The sequence below is a fragment of the Nocardia sp. AB354 genome, assembly GCF_049538315.1.
Classification (GTDB): Bacteria; Actinomycetota; Actinomycetes; order Mycobacteriales; family Mycobacteriaceae; genus Nocardia; species Nocardia nova.
Genome location: NZ_JBMVFU010000001.1, coordinates 392,515 through 417,119 on the forward strand (window position 1 = coordinate 392,515; position 24,605 = coordinate 417,119).

At 68.9% G+C, this 24,605-nt stretch carries 15 protein-coding genes; 5 read left to right on the forward strand and 10 right to left on the reverse strand.

Annotated elements, in window-relative coordinates; genetic code table 11:
* Nucleotides 1-5: 5 nt before the first annotated feature.
* The 8 genes from ACPCUW_RS01785 to ACPCUW_RS01820 form a co-directional block, all read right to left on the reverse strand.
* The gene (locus ACPCUW_RS01785) at nucleotides 6-1,736 is read right to left on the reverse strand and encodes an ABC transporter ATP-binding protein (RefSeq protein ID WP_423423478.1); all 1,731 of its coding nucleotides are present in this window, start codon (nucleotides 1,734-1,736) and stop codon (nucleotides 6-8) included.
* Nucleotides 1,733-3,658, reverse strand: a complete 1,926-nt coding sequence (locus tag ACPCUW_RS01790) for an ABC transporter ATP-binding protein (protein WP_305779387.1) — start codon at nucleotides 3,656-3,658, stop codon at nucleotides 1,733-1,735. Before ACPCUW_RS01790 ends, ACPCUW_RS01785 begins: the two co-directional genes overlap by 4 nt.
* Nucleotides 3,659-3,680: 22 nt before the next feature.
* The gene (locus tag ACPCUW_RS01795) at nucleotides 3,681-8,153 is read right to left on the reverse strand and encodes a non-ribosomal peptide synthetase (protein WP_423423479.1); all 4,473 of its coding nucleotides are present in this window, start codon (nucleotides 8,151-8,153) and stop codon (nucleotides 3,681-3,683) included.
* Nucleotides 8,150-9,853, reverse strand: a complete 1,704-nt coding sequence (locus ACPCUW_RS01800; RefSeq protein WP_423423480.1) for a condensation domain-containing protein — start codon at nucleotides 9,851-9,853, stop codon at nucleotides 8,150-8,152. Before ACPCUW_RS01800 ends, ACPCUW_RS01795 begins: the two co-directional genes overlap by 4 nt.
* 13 nt (nucleotides 9,854-9,866) lie before the next feature.
* Entirely contained in the window at nucleotides 9,867-10,868 is a 1,002-nt protein-coding gene (locus tag ACPCUW_RS01805) for an ABC transporter substrate-binding protein (RefSeq protein ID WP_423423481.1), read from the reverse strand.
* Nucleotides 10,869-10,930: 62 nt separating this feature from the next.
* Nucleotides 10,931-14,089 (reverse strand): non-ribosomal peptide synthetase, encoded by a 3,159-nt coding sequence (locus tag ACPCUW_RS01810; protein WP_423423482.1) that lies wholly within the window; start codon nucleotides 14,087-14,089, stop codon nucleotides 10,931-10,933.
* Nucleotides 14,086-15,027, reverse strand: a complete 942-nt coding sequence (locus ACPCUW_RS01815) for a methionyl-tRNA formyltransferase (protein ID WP_104407024.1) — start codon at nucleotides 15,025-15,027, stop codon at nucleotides 14,086-14,088. The genes ACPCUW_RS01810 and ACPCUW_RS01815 overlap by 4 nt, the downstream gene beginning before the upstream one ends.
* Nucleotides 15,028-15,083: 56 nt before the next feature.
* Complete coding sequence (locus tag ACPCUW_RS01820; RefSeq protein ID WP_423423483.1) at nucleotides 15,084-16,373, reverse strand: SidA/IucD/PvdA family monooxygenase; 1,290 nt, start codon at nucleotides 16,371-16,373, stop codon at nucleotides 15,084-15,086.
* A gap of 216 nt (nucleotides 16,374-16,589) precedes the next feature.
* On the opposite strand from ACPCUW_RS01820, the gene ACPCUW_RS01825 reads away from it, so the two are divergent.
* From ACPCUW_RS01825 to ACPCUW_RS01845, 5 genes are all read left to right on the forward strand, one after another.
* Nucleotides 16,590-17,054: a hypothetical protein gene (locus tag ACPCUW_RS01825; RefSeq protein ID WP_030513373.1), complete on the forward strand. Its 465-nt coding sequence runs from the start codon at nucleotides 16,590-16,592 to the stop codon at nucleotides 17,052-17,054.
* A gap of 144 nt (nucleotides 17,055-17,198) precedes the next feature.
* Nucleotides 17,199-18,140 (forward strand): RluA family pseudouridine synthase, encoded by a 942-nt coding sequence (locus ACPCUW_RS01830; protein WP_423423484.1) that lies wholly within the window; start codon nucleotides 17,199-17,201, stop codon nucleotides 18,138-18,140.
* A 97-nt stretch (nucleotides 18,141-18,237) separates the two neighbouring features.
* Nucleotides 18,238-18,996 carry a lysostaphin resistance A-like protein gene (locus tag ACPCUW_RS01835; protein ID WP_423423485.1) on the forward strand — a complete coding sequence of 253 codons (759 nt, stop codon included), beginning with the start codon at nucleotides 18,238-18,240 and terminating at the stop codon, nucleotides 18,994-18,996.
* A 308-nt stretch (nucleotides 18,997-19,304) separates the two neighbouring features.
* A complete protein-coding gene (locus tag ACPCUW_RS01840; RefSeq protein ID WP_423423486.1) occupies nucleotides 19,305-21,002 on the forward strand; it encodes a hypothetical protein in 1,698 nt (565 codons plus the stop codon).
* Between the two features lie 196 nt (nucleotides 21,003-21,198).
* Nucleotides 21,199-22,503 carry an acyltransferase gene (locus tag ACPCUW_RS01845; RefSeq protein ID WP_423423487.1) on the forward strand — a complete coding sequence of 435 codons (1,305 nt, stop codon included), beginning with the start codon at nucleotides 21,199-21,201 and terminating at the stop codon, nucleotides 22,501-22,503.
* Here ACPCUW_RS01845 and ACPCUW_RS01850 read toward each other — a convergent pair.
* Together ACPCUW_RS01850 and ACPCUW_RS01855 are read right to left on the reverse strand one after the other, a co-directional pair.
* The gene (locus tag ACPCUW_RS01850) at nucleotides 22,446-23,744 is read right to left on the reverse strand and encodes a flavin-dependent oxidoreductase (RefSeq protein WP_423423488.1); all 1,299 of its coding nucleotides are present in this window, start codon (nucleotides 23,742-23,744) and stop codon (nucleotides 22,446-22,448) included. The genes ACPCUW_RS01845 and ACPCUW_RS01850 overlap by 58 nt on opposite strands.
* A 181-nt stretch (nucleotides 23,745-23,925) precedes the next feature.
* A complete protein-coding gene (locus ACPCUW_RS01855; RefSeq protein ID WP_423423489.1) occupies nucleotides 23,926-24,594 on the reverse strand; it encodes a YdcF family protein in 669 nt (222 codons plus the stop codon).
* Nucleotides 24,595-24,605: the final 11 nt, after the last annotated feature.

Consider the following 24,605-nt stretch of genomic DNA (forward strand, 5'->3'; position numbering starts at 1 on the left):
AATCCTCAGGCCGACACCAGATGCCAGCCGGTCGCGCGGGACCGCTCCGACCAGAATCCGGCATAGCGGCCGCCGAGTTCGAGAAGTTCGGCGTGCGTGCCCCGTTCGACGATCCGGCCCGCCTCCACGAACAGAATCTGATCGGCGTGGGCGATGGTGTCGAGCCGATGCGCCACCACGACGACGGTCTTGTCCCGCGTCAGTTCGTGAATGCCGCGCACCACCGCCGCCTCGCTGTGCGGATCGAGGGCGCTGGTCGCCTCGTCGAGCAGCACGATCGGCGCGTCCTTGAGCAGTGCACGGGCGATCGAAACCCGTTGGCGCTCACCGCCGGACAGTGCCGCACCGCCCTCCCCGACCGCCGAATCCCAGCCGTCGGGCAGCCGGTCGACGATCTCGTCCACCCGGGCGATCTCCGCGGCCCGGCGCACCTGCTCGGTCGTGGCGTCCGGATTGCCGACGCGGATGTTGTCGGAGATGGTCTCGTTGAACAGATAGACGTCCTGGAAGACCGGCGACACCTGGCGCAACAGGGTTTCCGAGGGCTGCCGGCGCACATCGTGACCGCCGACGGTGATGCTGCCGGAACCGACGTCGTAGAACCGGGAGGCCAGCTTCAGCAGCGTGGTCTTCCCGCCCCCGGACGGTCCCACGATGGCCGTGGTGGTGCCGCTCGGCACGGTGAAAGATACGCCGTCGATGACCTTTTCACCCTCGCGGTAGCCGAAGTCGACATTGTCGAAGACGATCTCCGGCGCACCCGGCGTCACGGATTCGGCAGCCTCGGCCAAATCGCGCTCGGCGAGGAAGTTCGTGATCCGGTCGGCGGCGTCGGCGGCGCTGCGGATCGCGGTGCTCAGCTGCGCGGCCCGGTTGATCGGTTCGATGAACCGGGAGGTCACCGCGATCAGCGCGATCGTGGCCGGGATGGAGAGGTCGCCGCCGGTCCCGCGGGCGACCACCACCGACACCACGATCAGGAAGACGATCTGCACGCACAGCGCGAACACCATCAGCCCCGGCACACTGGCGACGATCATGCGCTTGGAAGCCGCCTCCTGTTCGCGCAGTGCCCGGGTGAGTGCCCGGTTGCCCGCGCCCACCGCACCGAAGGCCCGCAACACGGGCTGTGCCTGCGCGAACTCCACGACGCGCGAATTGGCTTCGGCCGCAGCGGCATCGAGTCTGCGGTCGGCGCGGGTGTAGCTGGTGTTCGCCCAGCGGCTGACCAGCAGCAGTACCGGCAGGCTGATCAGCATCACCAGCGCGATCCGCCAGTCGATGAAGGCGACCCCGATGGCGACACCCACCGGAACCAGTACCGCGGTCAGCACGGGTGCGAGCAGATAGTTGACCACACTGAGGATTTCGCGCACGCCGCCGACGACCATCCGCGAGAGGGAGCCGGCGTTGGCGGTGGCGAACCAGCCCAGCGGCAGCGTGCTCAGATGATCGCCCAGCCGGGTCTGCACGCCGCGCAGCATTCCCACGCCGATCCGCAGGCCCACCAGCAGCTGCTGATACGAGCACACCGAGGCGACGAGCACCGCGAGCGCCAGCCAGGCGGTCCAGCGCCACGCGCGGCCGAAATCGCCGTCGAACAGCGCCTGCAACACCGGAATCAGCAGCAGATAGGCCGCGATCTGTCCCAGCGCGCCCGCGCCGATGAGAGCCACATGGCGCGGCACGTAGCGGCGCAGTTCCGGCGGAACGAGGGCGAAGATCTTCCTGATCACCGCAGTTCTCCTTCGGAGTCGGAACCGGTCGCCGCGGCATCGGCGCCCCGCCGGGTCAGCGCGCCCACCGACGCCTGATTCTGTTCCCAGAGGCGCTGATAGAGTCCGCCGGCGGCCGACAGCGTGGCGTGGTCGCCCGTTTCGGCGAGTTCGCCGTTGTCCAGCACCAGGATTCGGTCGACTCCCGTGATGGTGTGCAGCCGGTGCGCGATCACCAGCACGGTGCGGCCGGCGACCAGGACGGCGAGCGCGTCCTGAACCGCGGCCTCGGATTCCGGGTCGGCGAAGGCCGTGGCCTCGTCCAGCACCAGCACCGGGGTGTCGGCCAGCAGGGTGCGGGCGATCGACAGGCGCTGCGCCTCACCACCGGACAGCACCGCGTCGACGCCGATCTCGGAGTCGTAGCCGCGCGGCAGTTCCAGGATCCGATCGTGGATCTGGGCGGCGCGCGCGACGCGCTCGACGGCGGCCGCATCCGCATCGGGCCGGGCCAGCGCGATGTTGTCACGGATCGTCCCGCGAATCATCCGCACGTCCTGCAGGACGAAACCCACGGTGCGGTAGAGCTCTGCGGTGGAGTACTCGCGGACGTCTCTGCCGCCGATCGTGATTCGCCCCGCGGTCACGTCGTAGAAGCGCGGCAGCAGCCGGGCCAGGGTCGACTTGCCGGAACCGCTCGGGCCGACCAGTGCGGTGATGGAACCGGGAGCGAGTTCGAAGTCGACCGCACGCAGCACGGTTCGATCGGCGCGATAGCCGAAGCTCACCTGCTCGAACCGGACCGCGAGTCCCGTCGCGACGCCGTTGCCGGCCACATCCGCAGCCTCGGCGTCGGCTCGCACCTCGAGTTCGGGTGTTTGCTGCAGTTGGTGCAGGCGCAACGCCGCGGCACCGCCCTCGCGCAGCGCCTGCCCGCCGAAGCCGATGCCCAGCAGCGCGCCACCCAGCCCGATGCCGAGCAGCAGGAACGGCAGGATGTCGACCGGATCGGTCCAGCCCAGATCGGCGAAGCCCACACCGGCCACCACCACGACGAGCATGAGCAGCACCGGGGTCAGCAGGATCTCGGCGGCCGACTGCAGTTTGGTCATCGGCGTCTTCCAGGCCAGCAGACTTTCGGCGGTGTTGTCGACCGCGCGCTGGAAGGTGCTGTGTGCCTTGCGAGCCCGGCCGAACGCCCGCACCACCTGAATGCCGTCGACGAATTCGATGATGGACTGCTCGATGGCGCGTTCGTGGGCGTCGAAGACGGCGAAGCGCTCCTGATGCGCCTTACCCATCATGGCCGCGAGGCCGCGCGTGTAGAGCACCAGCGGAATCAGCAGGATCAGGGTCAGCCGCCAGTCGACGGTGAACAGGTAGATCAGCGCCACCACCTGCACCGTCACCGCGCCGACGAATTCGAGCCGGGCGTGCGCGACCAGATAGTGCAGCGCCTCCACATCGTCCTGCAGGAACTTCTTCACCTCACCGGAACTGCGGTCGGTGAACCAGCCCAGCGGCACCCGGGTCAGCTTGGCCGCCAGCAGTTGTCGCAGCGTGAGCTGGAACTTCGCGTCGACCATATGGGTCCGGACCAGCGCCGCGGCCTGCAACAGTCCGCGCAGCACCAGCACCACGACCGCCGCGATCACCAGCGTCCACACCCGATCCGTGTCGATCGGAGCGGACAGCAGTTCGCGGCACGCCTCGACGATCAGGATGAACGGCACCACGGCGCAGATCGAGGAGGCCACGACGACCAGGCTCGCCAGCGACAACGCACCGTTCACCGGCGCGAGCACCTGTTTGCGGGCCAGGCCGTCGGCGCGGCGCTGCTGTTTCAGCGCGACCCGGTCCGGTTCCAGCGGCGCGTCGGGCGTGGTGGGCGGCACCGGCCGCGCTGCCTCCGGCTCGGCCGGATCCACGGTCTGAACCGTCATCGGTCCTTCCCTCCCATAGCTGTCACCCTGCCTGTCGCTGGGCGCCGAATTCGGACATTCCGGCGGCGAAATCACACAGTATGGTGCGCCAGCGCTCGGCGCGCGCGTCGGCCCCGGCCTCGTCCAGCACCGCGGAGTTCACGTCGATATGCGCGACCAGAACCGGGCGCGAATCCTTCGGAACCACCGCGGTGTTGAGGTCGATCGTGAAGCGCAGCGGCAGATCCGGATGTCCGGCCGCACCGAATTCGGCGGTGAGGTCCGGCAGCGGCACCGGCGTCCACGGGCCGCTGCCGAACTGCAGCACATCGAAGCGGCCCAGGTGGTTGAGGCGAATCTGCCCGCGCGCATGCAGGGTTCGATCGTGGACCGGCGCACGGCCGGCCGCCGGAGTCCAGGTCTCGAGTTCGGCCGCCGGCACCAGTGCCGTCTCCTCGACGGTGAACCAGCCGACGCGGCGGGTGTCGTCGCCGGGGTCGCGGCCGTGCGATTCCCGGGTGACCGCGATACGACCGGTAACGTCGGCGGTATCGGCGACCAGCCGGGCGCAGGCGGCGAGCAACAGATCATCCAGGGGCACATCGGTTTCCGCGCACCGGGCGAGCAGGGCCTCGGTGTCGTCGGGGCCGAGTTCCACGATCCGCCGGATCGCCTTGCCCGCCCGGTCGCGGCGTGGATCGGTGTAGCGGCCGCCGAGCGGGGTGCCCAGCGTCGGTGGAGCGTCGGACCGCGTCGGAATCGGATCCGACTCGGGCCGATCCTCGTTCATCGGTTGCTCGCCATGTTCCAGCCGGCGCAGGTCGTCGACCAGGATGAGCCAGGACACCACATCCACGGCGAGGTGATGGATGGACAGGACGAGCCGCGGTTGCTCTCCGCGCAGCAGCGTGGCCGACATCATTCGGCCGGCGCCGGGGTCCAGGCGCTGCACAGCGTCAGCGAGATAGTTTGCCGCACTGTGCCTTTCGATTCCATCGGCGACAGTGAGCAGTTCGGCGGCGCCGGATTGCTCCTGCGCGACGAGCACAGCGCGGCCGTCGTCGCCGGTGACCAGCCGCGAGCGCAGCGTGGGATGGGCGACCGCCAGGGCCTCCAGCCGTTGGACGACCGACTCGGGAGTGACCGCCGCATCGAGCGAGAAGACCTGGGACTGGGCGAGATAACGGTAATCGCCGTGTCCGAGGATCTCCTGGGCCAACGCGGTGAGCGGCAGCACCGTGCCCGCCGGCGTCACCTCGGCATTCCCGGGAGCGTCCCCGGACGGATCGTCCAGACGCGCGGCGAGATCGCGAAGATCGGCCGCGGCCAGCACTTCTCGCGCCGAGATGCGGTAACCGGCGCCGCGCAGCCGCGACACCAGATCGATGACGCCGATGCTGTCGATACCCAGATCCACCAGGCTGTCCAGGATGCCGACCCGCGTCCCCGCTCCCGCGCTCATCGCCTCGATCAGCGCCAGCACGGTGCCTTCGGTCTCGGTTCGCGGTTCGGCGCGGGCGGCGGTGTCGGCCGGGCGGGTCAGCAGTTCGGTCGCCACGTGCACATCGAGTTTGTCGTTGCGGTTCAACGGAATCTCGTCGACGAACGCGATGCGGGTGGGGACCAGGAATTGCGGCAGCCGGCGGGCCAGATCCGAGCGCAATCCTGCGACGGTGCCCTCGCCGACCACCAGCGCACCCAGCCGGATCCGCCCGTTCTCGGTGAAGGCCAGCGCCGCGGCGTGGCGTACGCCGTCGAGTTCGCGCAGCACCACGCTGACCTCGTCGGGTTCGACGCGGTATCCGTTGATCTTGACCTGCCGGTCGACACGGCCTTCGTAGACGACGGTGCCGTCGTCGGACCGACGCACGAGATCGCCGGTGCGATAACGCCTTTCGCCCGCCTCGCCCGCGACGAAGGCGGCTGCGGTGGCGGCGGGCCGCCCCAGATACCCGAGCGCGAGTTGCGGCCCGGAAAGGTAGAGCTCGCCCTGCCCACCGGGCGGCACCGGCCGCAGCCGATGGTCGAGCACCTCGGCGGTCATCCCGTCGAACGGGCGGCCGATGGTCGGCGCGGCGTGATCGTCCACCTCGGCCATCAGCGCCTCGACGGTCGCCTCGGTCGGGCCGTAGAAGTTGATGACACGAGTGGTCGCCAATCCCTGCAGGCGCCGCCAGGTGTCCGGACCGATCGCCTCACCACCCAGCGCGAGCACGGCCAGCGGACAGCGCTCGGATCCGGTCTCGGGATCGGTGCGGAACAGTCCGGCGGCGATCAGCCGGTTCAGCATCGACGGCGACGTATCGAAGATGTCGATCCCGAATTCGCCGATGGCGCCGACGATGCGCTCGGCATCGGTACGCACATCGTCACCCAGCAGGACCACGGTGTGACCGCTCAGCAGCGCGACCGTGGGCTGCCAGGCAGCGTCGAATCCGGTGGACCAGCCGTGGCCGATGCGCAGCGTGCGCCCGGTGGCGGCGGCGATGGGCGCGAAGATCCGCCGCTCGTGATTGCCCCAGTGGTTGAGCAGTGCGCGATGCGATACCGCGACCCCCTTGGGCCTGCCGGTCGTGCCGGAGGTGAACACCACGTAGAACGCGGCATCCGCCGACATCGTCGCTCGCTGCACACCACGGTCGCCCGCCGTAACCGCAGTGATGCCCGGGAATCGGAGGCGGCCGTCGCTGTCCGTGATCCCGTGGCGGCACTCCGCCCCTTGGGCACGGACCTCGGTCAGCACCTCGGCTCGATCCGCATCGGCGAGGACGATCCGCGCGCCGCTGGTGCTCAGCAGATAGGCCACACGATCGGCGGGGGTTGCCGGGTCGATGTGGACACAGGTGGCACCGGCGAGACCGATGGCGAAGGGAGCGTGGAGGACTCGACGGTCACGGGGCAGCATGACCGCCACCGCGTCGCCGCTGCCGACCCCAGCGGCCCGCAGTTCGTCGGCCAGCGTGCATACCGCGACACCGAATTCGGCGAAGCTCTGCTCGCCCGCCGCGTCGACTACCGCCACCCGGTCTGCCGCCGCATGCGCCGCAAGCAGCAATGCCTGGGGAACCGTCGTAGCCTCCACGGCCGGCACAGCGGGCAGCGCCTGCGCGGGCTCGACGGAAGCCGGTACGCCGGACACATCGGACGAGCTGACCGCCTCCTTTGCCGTATCGGAAAACTCTGCACCACAGTCGTATTCAGCGATCAGCACGGCGGGCTCGTCGTCGAGCAGCACGTCTACCGCACTACACTGCCGCGCGTCCACGATCCGGGTGGCGACCGCGAGGAGCCGGCGCGCCATCCGGTCGGGGTCGAAGGTGGTGAGCAGGTCGGGGCGGGTTTCGACGCGGCAGATCAGCTCGCCCTGCTCCAGCACCGGGACGACGGCGATCGGATAGTGGCTCGGGGAGTCGACGCGGCGGGCGGTCATGGTGGCGCCGCCGCCCATCGGCATGCGCGGCGCGACCGCGCCGACCGGGGAGTTCTCGAAGACCAGCAGGCTGTCGAACAACTGCCCGGCCCCGGCGTGCCGCGTGATCTCCGCGATGCCCAGATACTCGTGCGCCCGCAACTGCGCCACCGAACGCTGCAGTTCGGCGCCGATCCGCGCCGGCGTGCGCTCGTCGATCCGGACCCGCACCGGAATGGTGGTGACCAGCGCGCCGACGAGGCGTTCCGCATTCGGCAGCGAGGCATCGCGGCCGGAGGTGGTCTGACCGAAGACCACGTCGTCGCGGCCCGTGAGCCCGGAAAAAATTCGGGCCCAGGCCATTTGGAGCACGGTGTTCAGTGTGAGGCCGTTGGCGCGCGCCCAGCCGACGAGCCGGTCGGTGCCGGCGGGGTCCAGGCGCGCCTCGCCCACCACGGGCAGGTCGAGGTCCGCGGGGGCCGGTGGACCGAGCATCGGCATCGGCGCCAGACCGTCGAGCGCGGCGGCCCACGCCCGTGCCGAGGCCGCGGTATCGCGGCTCGCCAGCCACGCCGCGTGCTCGCGCAGCGGCGGAGCCGGCGGCAGCGCCGCGCCCTCCCCGCGATGCAGGGCGATCAGATCGGAGAACAACAGTGGAATCGACCAGCCGTCGACGACGATATGGTGTGCGGTGCAGACCACTTCGTAATCGCGCTCGCCGACGCGCGCCGCGACCACCCGGAACAGCGGGCCGCGGTCCAGATCGAGCCGCCGGCGCGCCTCCTGCCAGTAGAGATCGCGCGCCGCCGCCTCCGGATCGCGGGCCGAGCGCAGATCCACCTCGCGCCAGCCGATTCGCCCCTCCGAGGTGATGACCAGCACCGGATGCGGCACATCCTCGGCGAGTACGGCCGCGCCCAGATGCGGATAACGTCGCAGCACGCCGTCGAAGGCCGCACGCAAGGCCGCCGGATCGGCCAGATTCTCCACTCGCACCGCGAATGTCACGAGGTAGGGATCGATCCCCTGTGCCATCGAACTGACCGAATACAGCCCGCGCTGCAGCGGTGACAGCGCGACGACGTCGAGAATCTCCACCTCGCTCACCGCGCGGCGAACTTCTTGCCGAGTGCCGCCAGCGCGACCGAGTCCAGTCCGGAGGCGCTCATCGGCGCGACGGGTGCGCTCTGTTCGGCGGCCGGGGCGGCCTCGGCCTCGGTCAGTTGGGCTGCCATCTCGTGCACGGCCGGGAATTCGAACACCTTCTGCACGTCCAGCACATAACCGCGCTCGCCGAGCAGGGTGACCATGCGCAGCGCGGCGATGCTGTCACCGCCGAGAGAGAAGAAGGTGTCGGCGCGGCCCACCTCGTCGTCCGCGTCGAGTTCGAGCACCTCGCGAATGGTGTCGGCGATCAGCCGTTCGGCATCGGTGCTGGGCTGTCCGCCGAGCCCGGTGCCGCCCGGGTAGGCCGCGGCGCGTTCGAACACCGTCGGAAGCTCGCCATCGGGCAGCGCGGTCTCCGGCTCCGCGAGATTCAGCAGCCACCGCTCGAGACCGCTTGCGAGCGCATCGATTTCGGTGCGCCCGGCGAGTACCGGCGGAAATTCGAGAATCACCGTTACCTCTTCGCCTCCGGTGACGACGTCGGCGACGATATCGACTCCGTGCGGCCGCGCCACCCGCCGGGCGATCTCGCGCGCGTTCGCACCGACCACCTCGGTTCGGAGGGTGACCAGCGCTTGGAACGGCGCACCGGCGGCGACGGCGACGGCGCCACGCAGCTGATGTGTGATCCGCTCGATCCGGGCCGCGGCGTGGGCGCGGGCGGCGACGGCCAGCTCCGTGACCTGCTCCAGCAGCGCCCGCGCGGTGGGCGCCGAGCCGGTATCGATCCGCAACACCAGATGGTTCGCGTACGCACCGAGCGCCGAATCAGCGTGTGCCTCGGACCTTCCCGCATCGACGATGGCGACGGGCACATCACCACCCAGACCCGCCGCGCCCAGCACTGCGGCCAGCGCGGCGACCACGGACAGTTCGGCGTCGCGGTCGCCGAAGGCAGCCGCCGGAATCCGCAGGGTGCGGGTCGCGGTCGCGGCGGCGGCCGGATCCGATTCCGCGCCGGGATTTCCGGCCACTGCCAGGGTTGCCCGTTCCGGCAGATCGGCGAGCCGGTCCAGCCAGTACCCCAGGTCGGGATCGGCGGCGGCATCGGCGACCAGCGACTTCATCTGCGCCATCGCGTGGCCGCGGTACTGCGTCACCTGCTCGGCTGTCGTTTCCCCGAGCAGTTCCGCCGCCAGCAGCTCGAGACTGCGGTCGTCGGCGGCTACGGGATGAGCGGTGAGGGACAGGACGTCCCGATCGGGCGTGCGGTGCAGTCTGATTCGGATCGGCAGCTCGCGCACCGGATCGATGCGGTGCGCGGCATCCGAGCACAGCGCGGCGTCGAGTTCCGACGACGCGGTCGCGACCGTTTCGACCACCATCTCGGGTGCGTCGACGACGCGCTGGTACGGAATCCGGCGATCGTCCGGATAGACCGTGCGCAGAATCTCGTGCCGGCTCACCGCGGCCACCGCGGCGCGGTCGAGGGCGGCCGGTTCGAGGTCGCCGGTGATCTCCAGGGCGAGAAACAGATTCGTCGCCGCGACGCCGCGCAGCCGTTCCGGCAGCAGCGCTGCCTGCTGGGCCGGGGACAACGGGATACCACGCCCGCCCGTTCGCGACTCCGGCGCGGCCGCAGCGTTGTTCGGAGCAGTCGTGGCCGGCGCGGTCGTGTTCGGCACGGGCGAATCAGACATGGGTCATCAGTCCTTACTTGCCGACGGTGGCGAGCGTCGGTTCGAGCTTGTCGAGCAGATACGGCACCGACAGTGCGGTCGGCTGGTTGATGGCGTTGATCGTGATCATGTCGACGAACGAGATTCCGCCCTGGCGCACCGACGGCAGATCCGCGTAACCGGGCAGCTGGGTGAACTTCTCCTGCAGGCCCGGCGCCGCGCCGCACACCAGCAGATCGGAGGTCAGATCCCCGAGCCGTTCCGGCGACAGCGCCAGCCGTCCACCCGAGGGGGCCTCGGCGACGAGTTTCGCCGGCATGGTCATCCCGAGCCGCGTGAACACCTGGGCGGAACCGTCTTTCGGATCAGCCAGCACCATCAGCTGGGTGGGCGTGGTGAGCATGCAGGTGAGGAAGCTCTTGCCCTTCAGGCCCGGATGCTTCGCGGCGACCGCGTCGATCCTGCCGTGCACGTCGGCGACGACCTTGCCGGCCTGGTCCTGCTTGTGCAGCGCCTTACCGAGCGCGTGGACCTGGTCCTCCCACGGATCGATCTGGGCCGAAGTCAGCGGGCCGATGGTCGGGGCCAGCTTGGACAGCTTGTCGTACATGGCCTTGTCCATCAGGTAGCCCGGCGCCACGATGAGATCGGGCTCGAGTGCCGCGATCTGCTCGACGACGTCGCCGCCCATGTTCAGCGCCTTGGACTGCTGCGGCAGCGACTGCGGCAACCACGGCACGGTCATCCCCGCCCCGGCGCCGGGCACCAGATAGCCGACGGGGGTGACCCCGAGGGATACGGCCGCGTCCAGCCAGGCGGGGCCGAGGGTCACCACGCGCTTGGGCGTGCCGTCGACGGTGGTTTTCCCCATGCTGTGCTCGATCGTCACGGCCGCACCGGAATCGGTGTCGTCCGCGCCGGATCCACAGGCGGCCACGGCCGTCACCAGCCCCAGGATCAGCGCCGGCAACGTGGTTCGCAGCACCGCGGCGCGTGCTCGGACTCCGCGACGCGCGGATGTTCGACCTGGGTTCATTGCACAGCTCCTTGTACTTCGCTCCGGGCGACTCGCGATCCCGACCCTGTCGGAATCGTAGCTTAGGCTAAGCTAACACTGGCCGTCGATACCTCGACTCGGGCCGCCAATCCAGCCACCGTCGGAGTGTCGAACAGCGCTCGCACACCGATCCGCACGCCGAATTCGGCTCGGATCCAGGCCAGTAGCCGCACCGCCAGCAGGGAATGACCGCCGAGTTCGAAGAACGAATCCTCGGCGCCGATCCGCTCGCGGCCGAACATCCGCCCGAACAATTCCGCGATCCGCGTCTCCACCGCCGTATTCGGCTCCCGATACGGCTCCACCGGCGACCGCTGTGGCACCGGCAGGGCGCGGCGGTCGAGTTTTCCGTGTTCGGTCAGCGGAATCTCGTCGATGATCGCGAAGGCGCCCGGCACCATGTACGGCGGCAGCACCGCCGCCGCATGCGCTCGCACCGATTCCGGATCCACTGCGGCGCTGCCGTTTTCGCGGCGCACAGGCACGAGGTAGGCGGCGAGTACCGTGCCGAGCACGTCGTCGGTCACCGCGGCTGCCACACAGTGCGCGACATCCGGATGGGCGCCGACGGCGGCCTGCACCTCCGCGAGTTCGATGCGGTGGCCGCGCACCGTGACCTGTTCGTCGGCGCGGCCGAGAAATTCGAGCTCACCGTTTCCGTTGCGGCGCGCCAGATCTCCGGTGCGATAGAGCCGCTGTCCGGGGGCGAACGGATCGGCCACGAAGCGTTCGGCGGTTGCCGCGGCGCGGCCGAGATAGCCGCGCGCCAATTGCGCACCACCGAGGTAGATTTCGCCTGCCACGCCGGTGGGGACCAGTTGCAGCCGCTCGTCCAGCAGATACAGGGCGACGTTGCGGTTGGGACGGCCGATGGGGACGATCCGGGTTCCCTGCGGGCCCTCCACGGTGTGATGGGTGGCCGAGACGACCGCCTCGGTGGGCCCGTAATGGTTGCGGAGTTCGGCATCGAAGATGCCGGCGAAGCGGTCGGCGACCTCACCGTAGAGCGCCTCGCCGCCGACCGGCACATGACGCAGCACGCGCCACCGGCTCACCTCCGGCAGCATCAGCAAGGTGCTGAGCATGGACGGCACCATATGCAGCACGGTCACGCCGCAGCGCGAAATCAATTCCGCCACATACGGTATGTCGTCGAACGCGTTCACCTTCGGAATCACCAGGCCGGCGCCCAGAGTGAGGGGTACGAAGATGTCGAGCAGCGAGGCGTCGAAGCTGATCGACGAGGATTGCAGCAGCCGATCCTCGGCGCCCACCCCCCACTGCGCGCAGAACCCCACGAGATGTTCGGCGATCGCCGCGTGGGATACCGCGACCCCCTTCGGCGTTCCGGTGGAGCCGGAGGTGTAGATGACGTAGGCGAGGTTGCCGGGACGCAGCGGACGCACGCGATCGCTGTCGCGCGGATCGTGCTGCGACGATGTGCGCGCGGCCCGTTCCGCGGCCCGCAGATCCTCGGCATCCAGGACCAGCGCGGGCCGCGCATCGGCGATCAGGAATTCCACCCGATCCGCCGGATAGGCCGGATCGATCGGCAGATAGGCCGCACCGGCCTTCAGCACCGCGACGACGGCGACCACGAAATCCACGGAGGTACTCAACCGCAGCGCTACCACGTCCTCGGCGCCGATCCGCTGTCGAATCAGCTGGTGCGCCAACCGATTCGCACGCCGGTTCAGGTAGTCGTAGCTCAGCTCGCGATCTCCGTCGCGGGCATCGACGAGTGCGACCGCACCGGGATCCGCCGCCACCCGCCGCTCGAACAGATCGACCAGCGTGGTGGGTGCGACGGGGACGAGTTCACCGTGGGACTGCTCCAGAATGTCCGCGCGGTCGCGGACTCCGAAAATGTCCAGCTCGCCGATGCGACGCTCGGGTTCGGCGGTCGCCACGGTGAGCACGCGTACATAGTGGGTGAGGAACTGCTCGAGGATACGGGAGTCGAATTCGTCTGCCTGATAGACGATTTCGATTCGCTCGGCTACGTCGCCGGCGGTGATCACGGTGAGCGACAGCGGCATCCGGGTCGTCGGGCTGCCGACATCGACCGCTGTGGCCGCGATGCCGTCCAGGGTGAGCGACGCGGTCCGGCGGATCCCGAATTCGATGCGGGCCACCTGCTCCAGCCCGTCGCGACCACTGCCGCGCTCGGGGTTGAGGTCGGCGATCACCTGATCGATCGGCGTGCCACGGTGCCCGAAAGCTGTTGCCGCACGGTCGTTCACCTCGCGCAGACAATCGAGGAAGCTGTCCGCGGGGTCGACCGTCGTACGCAGCAGCAGCGTATTGCCGAAGTAGCCGATACCGGTGTCGTCGGCGCTCCGCACGGTGGCCGGTACGCAGACGAGGAAATCCGTTGCGGCGGTGTAGCGGTGGATCAGCGCGTCGAAGGCGGCGAGGAGCACCGTGAAGGGTGTAGCTCCTTCCCGGTGCGCGAACTCCGTCACCCGCATGGCCACGTCGGCCGGCAATTCGGCGCGGATCCGAGCGGTGCGCAGCGAGGGCAGGGGCGCGACGACGCGGCCCGGCAACTCCAACGGCTGCGGCAAGGGCGAGAGCGCGTTTCGCCAATAACTGCGAGCGACCTCGGTCGCCGGCGCAGGGGCACCACTGCCTTCGGCATCACGAAGGCTGCGCACACGGTCGTCTCCACGACTCTCCGGTGCGGCCGGAACCGTCGCCGCGTCGTAGCGGGCACCGACCTCGTCGAAGAAGATCTGCCAGGAGGCCTCGTCCCACGCGATCGTATGCACCACGAGAGTGAGGAGGAACCGCCGCTCGTCCGTGCGAATCAGCAAGCAGCGCAACGGAGTTTCGGACGACGGATCGAACGGTCGCCCCGCCTCGCGGCGGATCAGCACCTCGGCCCGGCGCTCGCGACTGGCATCGGCGAGATCACGAAGATCCACCTCCTGCCACGACGGCGTCGCGTCGGATCGCACCACGGCCCGCGGCTCGTCGTCCTCGCCGACGGTGTAGATGGTGCGCAGAATATCCTGCCGCGCGATGGTTTCGGCAATCGCCGAGCGCAACCGGTCCGCGTCCACGGCACCGGCGAGCCGGTAGACCGCACAGCAGTTGAGAGTGGTGTCCTGCGGATCACGGGTCTGCAGGAACCAGATCCGGCGCTGCCCCGCCGACAACTTCCCCGCGGCCGGCTTCTGCGCCGACAGCGCGGTCATCGCGGGGCGTCGGTGAGATAACCACCGCGTGCGAAAAAAGCGGCGCCGTCGTGTTCGGTGCCGTCGGCGGTGCGCACCCGGGTCACGAGCAGACCGAGATTGCCGCCGCGATGTGCGTCCGGCCCGCAGATCACCACGCCACCGCCCTCCTGCACGACGACTCGCCCGGGGGTTCCGCCGTAGCGGGCCTGCGACAGGGCGGCGGCGGTGATCTCCACCTTCTCGCCCCGATAGTAGGAGAACGCCCGCGGGTACGGCTCGGACAGCGCGCGCACGAACCGCTCCAGATCCACTGCGTCCCAATGCCAGTCGATGCGGCTGTCACGCTCGGAACGCTTGTGGAAATAGGTGCGCTCGGCCTTGTCCTGCGGCCGCCAGACCGCGGTGCCGGATTCGATCGCGCTCAGCGCCTCCCGCAGCGCTCCCGGAATCAATTCCATTCCGGCGAGGACGAGTTCTGTTCCGGTGGCGGTCGGGCCGATCGGCAGCGAACGCTGCACGAGGATGTCGCCGGTGTCGAGCTGTTCGTCCATCCGGTGCACGGTCAGGCCGAATTCGGATTCGCCGCTGATCAGCGCCCACAGCACGGGCGAGAAACCGGTGAACTTCGGCAGCAGCGAATCGTGCAGGTTCAGCGTGCCGTGCGGCGGCATCAGATACAGCTCCGGCGGCATCCAGGTGTACCAGCTGTTGACCACGATGATGTCGGGCTCGGCACGCTTGACCAGATCGATGGTCTCCGCATCGGCCCGCTCGGTGAGGTGGACCGGAATGCCGTGTTCGCGGGCGAGCTCCTCGACCGAATCGGACCAGATGCCCTTGTAGGCATGTTCACTCGCGGGATGGGTGACCGCGAGCACCACCTCGTGTTCCGAGTCGATCAGAGCCTGCAGCGTGGTACGACCCCAGGTCTGATAACCGAACGACACGATACGCATGAACCGAACCTCTTCCCTCGAACTAAGGGTAGCCTAGCCTACTGTTAGCTCGGTAATCATTCCGGGCGCCGACCGGCCGCGACCCGGGCCGCCACGACGGCCGGGCGGGTCGGCACCTCACCCAGCACGCGATCCGAAAGCTCGCCCAAGCAACTGAGATTCGGAAATCCCGGCCCCTGCGCCATCCCCGCGAGATTCGGCAGATAAAGCTTGGCGTCGAGGCCGGACACCGCCAGATCGTGGCCGATCGCCGCCTCCAGCCGGGCATGGGTGATGGGCCCGCCCACCGCCAGTTCCACCAGATCCGAGGTATCTGAATCGAACAGATCCAGGAACCACAGCGGCTGGCCGCCGGTGGCGTCGACCACCAGATCGAAGGCATGCATCTGGTCGGGGCGCAGTTCGTTGCGCAGCGTGAGCGCCACTCCTTCGCCGCGCTCGGCGACCCGGACCACGCGGCCCTGGAGATGATGAACGCGATTGTCCGCCAGCACGTTCTCCTGCACCCGTACCGAGAACACACCACGGTCGGTGCGGCGGATGACGTCGCGGCGCTCCTGCAGGCTCAGCGCCCGCCACTTCGCCGGATCGCTGAACAGCGCGTTCTCGAAATAACTTTCACCGCGGGTGTAGATGGTGGCCGCGGGCGAGATCACCGAGACCGTGAGGACGTCGTGGCGGACCAGTTCGTCCACCGCCGAGCCCGCGGTCTCACCGCCGCCGATCACCGCCGCCCGCGAGGAGACCGGTAGCCGGCGCTTACCCGCGAGATCCCAGAAGTCCGCGATACTCAGCACCTTCGGATGTTCGGCCAGCGCGCGGCGGCTGTCGCCCGGGCCGGTGATCATCAGTCCGTCGCAATCGATTTCGGTCTCCACACCGGAACCGTCGGCCACCGAGACCAGCCAGCCGTCGGCAGCGGGGCGGATCCGGCGCACCGCGCCCACGACCATCTCGACCTCGGCCTGGCGCGCGACCCACTGCAGATAGTGGGCCCAGACGTGGTGGTGCGGATTGGGGCGGCCCCGGTCGACCCATTCGGCATAGGTGCCGTTCTCGACCAGGAAGGAATTCCAGCTGTAGGCGATCATCGACCGGTCGATCGCGCGGTTGTGGCCGCGTGCCCAGGTGGAGTGGTACGGGAAGCCGATGTCCTTCTCGGGGCTGGTGCCGAGCCGGTGCTGGCCGTCGGTCCATCCGCCGCTGGGCAGCCAATTGCCGCCCACCGCATGGGGTTCCACCACCACCACGCGTGGAGCGGGTAGCCCCAGGTCCCGCAGCACCCGGGCCTTCGCCGCCACTGCCATCGCTTTCGGCCCGGCTCCGACCACGAGAAGCGTCTTCACTGGTACTCCCGTTCTGTGATTCCAGCCACCGCTCAGCCGGGCGCCGGGGCGTTCAGCTGGGCAGATCCGACATATCGGGAAGAGCGGATCCGCCCGAAGTCGACTGAGTACTACCTACCTTTGCATAGGCTTACCTTATATTGCTTAGTGGTGCCAGCCCTTGCGGAACGATTGCGAGGCACGGCACTCCTGTCCCACAACTGATCGGATACGACCATGATCAAGATCAAATCCCGTGCCGTTGCGGCGTTTTCGCTGGCCGCCGTGGTCTTCGCCGGCGGCGTCGCCTCCGTGACCCCGGCCGTCGCCGCGCCGATCGCCGCCCCCGTCCACGCCGCCGCCCCGGGTGTCGGCGAGTTGCAGAGCAAGCTCGAGCTGGTGCTCGACCCGAACGGTTCGCGGTCCGCCCGCGCCAACGAGCTGGAGGCCGGCGAGGCCGGGCTGGGCCTGGTCGACCAGGTCGGCGGCGTGATGGCCACGGTGCCCGGATTCCAGTGGCAGGCCGTCGCGCCCGTGAACGTCCAGGGCGACACCCTCACCCATAACCTGCAGATCAACGTCCCCGGCTTCGATGCCATGTACATCGAGCTGAAGTGGAAGGACATCGACGGCACCTGGAAGCTGACCCGCGAATCCGAGTGCACGATCGCCTATTACGCGAACCTGCCCTGCACCGTCTAGTGCGGCACGCGCAGTGCCGGTCCCGGATGCGCGGCCGACGCGCACTCCGGGAACCGGCGCCGGCGCGATGACAGCCCGGGCAGGATCCGTCTCCACGCGGCGGCCGCCGCGGCCCCCGATCGCGGCGGTGACTAGGGTCGATGTGTGCGACGCCGGCAACAGCCGCCGCTGCCCAAGCGCCACGGACTCGATCCGGCGCGGCTGCGGTTACCCGAAGACGGAACCTGGGCGACCATCCGCGACCATCTGGTCCATCGGCTCCCCCGGGTCCCCGCCGCGCGCATCGACGAGATGCTCGCCGATGGCGACATCGTCGATCTCGACGGACCGATCGTGCCGGACGCACCCTATGTGCCCGGGGGCGCGGTGTGGTTCCACCGCGATCTCCCCGACGAGACACCGGTGCCGTTCGACGTCACCGTGGTGCATCGCGACGACCACCTGCTCGTCGTCGACAAACCGCATTTCCTGTCCACGATTCCCCGCGGGCAGCACATCCTCGAGACCGCACTCGTCCGGTTGCGGCGCGATCTGGACCTTCCGGATCTGGTGCCCGCGCACCGGCTGGACCGGACCACGGCCGGACTGATCCTGTTCATCGTCGATCCGGCGCGGCGCGGGGCGTATCAGACTCTGTTCCACAAGCGCCGGGTGCACAAACAGTACGAGGCGATCGCACCCTACGATCCCGAACTCCCCCTCCCCCGCACGGTGCGCAGCCGGATCGTCAAGGAGCGCACCGTACTTCGCGCCTTCGAGGTCGAGGGCGAGCCCAACGCGGAAACGCTGGTCGAGCTGATCGAGCACCGCGACGGCCTCGGCCGCTACCGGCTGAGCCCGCACACCGGCCGCACCCATCAGCTGCGGCTGCACATGAACGGGCTCGGAATCCCGATCCTCGGGGACGACTTCTATCCCGACCTCACCGATCGCCCCGTGGACGATTTCACCCGGCCGCTGCAACTGCTGGCCGCACGGCTCGCCTTCACCGACCCGATCAGCGGGGCGGAGCGGGTATTCGACACCACCCGGACGCTGCAGGCGTGGACGGATCACGCGGGCTGGTGCGGCGGAGGGACCGGATAGCAGCGACTCGTTCCGCCTGCGAGCCGCGACCGGCGGCGCGGCGACGGTGACCCGCCGAACACGGCACACCCGCCCGGATGAACGTAGACTGGCGACGATGTCTCGAAACGATAACGGGGTTGCGCAGTCCTCGGCCCCGGTCGGCCCGGGGCGCCGGTTACACGCCTACCTCGACGTCGCCGTCGTGGTGACGGTGCTCGCCGGGACGAATCTCATCGCGCATTTCACCTCGCAATGGGCCAATTTCGCGACCGTTCCCGCGGCCGCGGTGATTCTCGTGCTGCTGATGCGACAACGCGGGCTCGGCTGGGCGGAATTGGGACTTTCACCGCGGCAGTGGCGCCGCGGAACGCTCTATGCGCTCGGTGCGGTCGCGATTGTCGTGGGAGCCGTGGCGATCGGCGCGCTACTGCCGATTACGCGGCCGTTCTTTCTCGCGAATCGATATGCGACCTTGTCCGGGGCATTGATCGCCTCGATGATCGTGATTCCGCTGCAAACGGTGATTCCGGAGGAACTCGCCTTCCGCGGCGTACTGCACGGGACACTGGATCGGGCGACCGGCGCGCGCGGCGTATTCATCGTCGGCTCATTGCTTTTCGGCTGCTGGCATATCGCCTCGTCGCTCGGCTTGACCAGCGGGAATCGCGGGTTGAGCACACTGTTAGGCGGCGGTGTCGGCGGCCGGATCGCCGGAATCGCCCTGGCCGTCCTGGCGACCGCGGCCGCCGGCGTGATCTTCACCTGGTTGCGCCGGCGCAGCGGAAGTCTGCTGGCGCCGATCGCACTGCACTGGTCCCTCAACGGCGCGGGCGCGCTCGCGGCGGCCATTGTCTGGCACACCGCGGTGCACTGAAATTCCGCTGTCCCAGCCGAATTCGCAAATCGCCGAGCCGAACAGCCCATTTGCATATTCACCCGAACTGATGTTCGGTGAAAGCGTTGACCCCGCCGATGGTCGGCGATTACTCTCTCACCTCGATCACACATATGTTCGAGTACTCGGGTAATCGACCTCGGTAGCGCGGCCGCTGCCGGGAAAGGCACGCCATGCTCGACGAGCAGTCGACCACCACGACCGCCGTCCCTCCGGCGGACTCCGCGCACCTTCCGCTCCGCGACACGGAACGGACCGGCGCAGACGCACACTTCGGGGAGATCTCCGTGGAGGAACCATCGAATGGCGCGGCCCGACGCCGGCGCACCGCCGAACATTCCCCGCAGGCGGAGCTGAACGCGTTGGCGCGGCGGGTGGCGACCGCGCGGGGCAAGCTGCCCCTGCAAGCGGACCCGGCGCTGTTCGCCGAACTGTCCGATCGGGAGATCGCCGCCGAACGCGATCTCGCCGAATGGATTCGCACCCAGCGCCGCCGGCAACGCAAACGCGCGGTGACGGCGCAGCTGTCGGCCGAGAAGCGTGATCGCCGCGTCGCCCTGGCACTGCGCCGGGCCGACGACGCGGACGCCCGCTGGCACCGGCGCGCCCGCGCGGCCCGCATGCGGGTGTCGAATCCCGATGCGCGCCTGGCCCAACTGTTCCGCCGCGCCGAATGGTCCTCGCGGGCGCTGATCGGCGTCGTCGTGCTCGGCATGGTCTGGGCGGGCGTGAACGTCCAGCACAACCTCGTCCCCAGCGGCGACATGTCGGATCCGCTGTACTGGCTCAGTTACGGCTTCGAGGCGATGATCTCGATCCCGATCATCACGATCATGGTCGTCGCCACGACCGCTGCCCGATGGGGTCGCGACATCGACCGCGGCAAGGTCGTATTCCTGGAAACCGCACTGCTCGGCGTCACCATCGCGCTCAACGCCGGCCCGCATCTGGTGGCGGGCGAACCGGCACGCGCCGCCGAGGCCGCCGTCGCCCCGGTCATGGTCGGCGTCGTAATCTGGTTGCACGCCTGGGTTTCCGCGCGCTATGCGCAGCTCATCGACGACATCCCGATGGAAGACATCGACTCCGATCTCCCGCCGACCGGCTACCGCCCGAGCTACCGCCCGGACGATCTTCCGGAGTGGGCGGAGGCACGTCCGCTGCCCGACAGCGCGGGATCCGTGGAATTCCCCAGCTATCCCCAGCTCCCGTCGACGACTGCACCGCAACCGGTTTCGGTGGCGGGATGGGATGCCGCGCTGCGGCTCGCGGATGCGGTGGAGAACGGCCGGCCGCCGGCTGCGGCCGTGGCCGTGCCCCCAGCGAAGACACCGCCGACCACGCAGGCCGCGGCCCCCGTCGAACCTGCCGCGGCATATGAGGTCCTCACCGAGGCGACGGCGATCGACGACTCTTCCGACGCGGCACCGGCAAAGACCACGGCACCAACGGAATTCGAGGAGGCCGAGGCGCCCGCGCGATCCGATGAGCGGTCGGGATCGCACGGCGCCGGGCTGCGGATCGTGTCCGACGAACCGCACAAGACGCGCACGCGGCGAGCCGTCGACGATGCCGTGCAGTTGGTGCTGGGTGAGCCGGTCACCGAAGCACCGCGACCGGCCGCTGCCGACGTCGACCGCACGACAACACCGGACGACTCCACCGACCTTCCCGGCGTCGCGGAGGTGGCCGAGGTGGACGAGGCCGAATTCGCCGATGTCGAATCCATCGCCGTCGATTCCGCCGCTATCGATGCCGCGGAGGAAGAGACCGGCGAGGTCGCCATCCGGTCGGTCGCGCACGAGATCCGCCGTCGCGGCCTGTCCAAGCTGTCGGTCGACCAGCTCGCCGAAATCCTGACCCTCACCGACGAATCGTGGACTCCCGCCGCGATCGGTGCCGCCATCGGCCTGCCGGGCTCCCGGATCCTGGGAATTCTGGAGGCGGCGCGCCGCATCACCACGCCGGTGGCGGTCGGCGGCTGAACGCCGATTCGCACCGCCACCACCAGGCGGTTCAGGCGCCTCGAAGGGGCTGATAAGGAACCTCACAGGCTCGGTCGTAATCATGGAGTGCGACGACCGACTCGAGGAAGCAGATGATCGACACCTTTCCGCGAGCGCATTCGTCGGCGACCTTGCTGCGCGACGGACGGTGCTCCTGCCCACGGATCACGGCACGATGAGTACGGCGACTGCGACATCGGTCCGAGGTAAGCCCACCACCGTCACGACCGAATCGGGGGCGGCCGGGCGGCCTCAGCCGTCGCGGCCCTACCTGCATCAGGTCAACCTGTTCCGGATCCTGACCTTCGCCTGTGTGATCGCCGTCCACGTGATCGACAGATCCAGTGACCCGAACAATGTGTCGGCGAACGGGGCCATGGTGCTGCTGCACTTTCCCCGCGAGGCCTTCTTCACGCTGACCGGATTCGTCCTGATCTACCAGTACGCCGACCGGTCCTTCGACGCGCCGCACTTCTGGCGCCGGCGCTTCGCGCTGGTCGGCATCCCCTACGTCATCTGGTCGGTGTTCTACTGGGGCTATTCGGTGGTCGCCGGCATTCATCAGGAGTCCGTGGCGGGCGCGATACGGCGGTTGGCGGTCGAACTGGCGACCGGTGAAGCCTGGTATCAGTTGTACTTCCTGCTGGTGTCGATGCAGATCTACCTGCTGTTCCCGCTGTTGCTCCGATTCGTGCGCTGGACGGCCGGCCACCACAGGTGGGTGCTGGGGACGAGCGCGCTCGTGCAACTGGGCATGCTGTGGGCGCTGACGCATCCGCCAACCCTCACCGGAATGCCGGCGCAACTGTGGAATCACCTCTACGTGACGGTACTGCCGTACCAGTTCTACATTCTGTTCGGCGCGGTCGCCGCATGGCATATCGGCACCGTCGACCGTGCCGTGCGCCGCTTCGGCCCGCTGCTGATCGTCGGCACCCTCCTCGGGGCGGCGGGCGCCGAGTGGTTGTATCGGCGCGCGGTCGCGGGCGGCACCACACCGTGGCAGGCCGACAATGTCTTCAACCCCTACATGGCCGTCTATTTTCTCGCGCTGATCGTCGGTCTCTACACCGTGAGCACCTGGTGGTCCTGGCTGCGCCCGAAGTACCGCATCGTCGGCCGTATTTCCCGCTACGGCTCCGATCGCTCCTTCGCGGTCTTCCTGATGCATCCGATCGTGCTGGAAGTGCTGATCCCCCTTTATCCCCGGCTGCACGACGCGGTCGGCGCGGCGGGTGCGACGGTGCTGTTGTTCGTCGCGGTCCTGGCGGTCACCCTCGCGGTCGTCGGCGCGGTGCGCCACGCACCCGGCAGTATCTATCTCACCGGCCGGGCACGGATCGACGGCCCGATCCCGCTCGTTCGCCGATTGCGGTCGATCGGCCCGGCATCGCCGCGGCGTGTGACCGCCCTCGACACCGGTCACGCACTCTCGGAGTCGTACGGACGGCAGTCGTCCGCCGAGGCGCCGGCGGCGTAACGCGCGGCGGCGTCCGGGACGGCGGGGGCAGAGCCACTGGTGTGGCGGTACGCATCGGCCAGGGCGGCGAGTTCGGCGGCGGTGAGAACATCCTCGATCCGATCGAAGCCGTTCGGCGCCCGCTGCGCCACGGCGTGCAGGACGCGGTCCATGGGCATATCCCGGTTCGCCAGCACGATGGTGTTCACCGCCTCCCGCCGGACCCGTTCGTATCGCGCGAGCCCGGCGATCGGGTCGGCGGCCGCTGCCAGCTCGCACGCCACGGCGCGGGCGTCGAGAATCGCTTGCGACCCGCCGTTGGAACCGACCGGATACATCGGATGCGCGGCGTCACCCATCAGCGTCACGCGTCCGGAACCCCAGCGCGACAAAGGGTTCCGGTCGACCATCGGATATTCGAGCACTTCGGCACTGGCGCGCAGTAGTGCCGGAACATCGACACCGGCCAGGTGCCAACCTTCGTAGTGCGGCAGCACATCCGCCAACCGCCCGGCGCGATTCCAGTCGGGGTTCTGCACCCCGGCATCGTGGACACGCACCTCGGCGACCCAGTTCACCAGCGCACGCCCACGCCGGTGCGCACCACCCGAGATCGGGTACATCACGAATTTCGCGGCGCGATTGGAACCGGCGAGCACCATCGTCCGCCCGTCCAGGAACGGACGAATCTCGCTGACTCCGCGCCACATTCGAATGCCGTTCCACAACGGCCGCCCCTCCTCCGGATGCAACTGCGCGCGGACCGTGGAATGCAGACCGTCGGCGCCGATCAGCACATCCGCGGTCTCCACGACGTCGGTGCCGGCGGCGCGGTCGAGGAACCGGCAACGCACGCCGTCGCCATCCTCGGCGAACGATTGCAGCACCATTCCTTCGCGCACGGCATCGGATCCGAGTCGACGGCGCACCAGATCCAGGAGCAGACCCTGCAATTCGCCGCGGTGCACCGAGTATTGGGGCCACGGGTGCCCCGCGGCGAGTCCGCGCGGCTCACTCCAGATGTGATTTCCGAACCGGTCGAGATGCACCGCGGTGGAGGTGGCGATCGCGCAATCGTCCAGTGCCGCACCGAGTTCCAGTTCATGCAGCTCCCGCACCGCATGCGGGAGCAGATTGATTCCGACGCCGAGCGGGCGAAGCTCACCGACCGCGTCCAGCACGACGGCCTCGATCCCCACCCGGTGCAAGCATGCCGCCGCGGTCAATCCGGCGATTCCGGCGCCTGCGATCAGAACCCGCATCACCGCACCCCCGGCTCGTCGATGGCCGGCGCCCCACCCACGATTCCGCTCCTCCCGACGACCCGAATCTACCGATTCGCGGTACGCGATGCAGAGCGGTCGTTCACCGGTGGTGGAAATGCCGCGCACTCGGCACCACTGTTCCTCGACCCATTCGAGGTATTCGATATCGGCATCGCCGCTACCCCCGCGGTGGCAGCAGACGCCCGGTGAACCCGGCTGCCACCAGCCGGTCGTATGCGGCGCAAACCTTCTCCGGAACGTCCTGCTCGATCGCCCAGCCCTCGGCCGCGTATCGCCACACACGTTGCGTATCCCCCACCAGCATCGTGACCACCCGCTCCACATCACCGATCCGCGCCACATAATCGTCGAGCGATTCCGGCAGCGAACCGCACACCACCTCGACCTCCGGCCACCGCATCCGGCAGGTCGCATAACTGCGCCGCTGTTGATACGGCCGGCAGATCAGCAGAACGGATGTCACGACGCGGCCGCACTCGCGCAGCATCGCACGCGAAAAGTCGATGTTCTCAGCGGTATTCGTGGCCCGAGGCTCGACGAGCACGGCGTCGTCCGGAACCCCCAGCGCGACAGCGTGTTCGCGGTAGTGGATCGCTTCCCCCGCCGGAAACTCGGCGACCGTCGTGGGCGCGTTCGCGCCGCTGAACACGATCGTCGAAAAGATCCCCCGCCGAAACAACTCGGCCGCATACGTCGCCACCCCGATGTCATGGCTCCCCAACCCGATCCCGACATCCACCGGCCGCACATCATGACCCATGAGGTTGTACTCCCACAGGGTGCGCACATCGGCCCGGATGGAGTCGGGCCAACCCTTCCAGCTCACAGCGACCGCCG

Bases quoted from the DNA above. Each gene is read 5' to 3' on its own strand.
- ACPCUW_RS01810 (WP_423423482.1), bottom strand. From the start codon at position 14,089: ATGACCGCGCTGTCGGCGCAGAAGCCGGCCGCGGGGAAGTTGTCGGCG.
- ACPCUW_RS01805 (WP_423423481.1), bottom strand. From the start codon at position 10,868: ATGAACCCAGGTCGAACATCCGCGCGTCGCGGAGTCCGAGCACGCGCC.
- ACPCUW_RS01825 (WP_030513373.1), top strand. From the start codon at position 16,590: ATGATCAAGATCAAATCCCGTGCCGTTGCGGCGTTTTCGCTGGCCGCC.
- ACPCUW_RS01850 (WP_423423488.1), bottom strand. From the start codon at position 23,744: ATGCGGGTTCTGATCGCAGGCGCCGGAATCGCCGGATTGACCGCGGCG.
- ACPCUW_RS01835 (WP_423423485.1), top strand. From the start codon at position 18,238: ATGTCTCGAAACGATAACGGGGTTGCGCAGTCCTCGGCCCCGGTCGGC.
- ACPCUW_RS01790 (WP_305779387.1), bottom strand. From the start codon at position 3,658: ATGACGGTTCAGACCGTGGATCCGGCCGAGCCGGAGGCAGCGCGGCCG.
- ACPCUW_RS01845 (WP_423423487.1), top strand. From the start codon at position 21,199: ATGAGTACGGCGACTGCGACATCGGTCCGAGGTAAGCCCACCACCGTC.
- ACPCUW_RS01815 (WP_104407024.1), bottom strand. From the start codon at position 15,027: ATGCGTATCGTGTCGTTCGGTTATCAGACCTGGGGTCGTACCACGCTG.
- ACPCUW_RS01800 (WP_423423480.1), bottom strand. From the start codon at position 9,853: ATGTCTGATTCGCCCGTGCCGAACACGACCGCGCCGGCCACGACTGCT.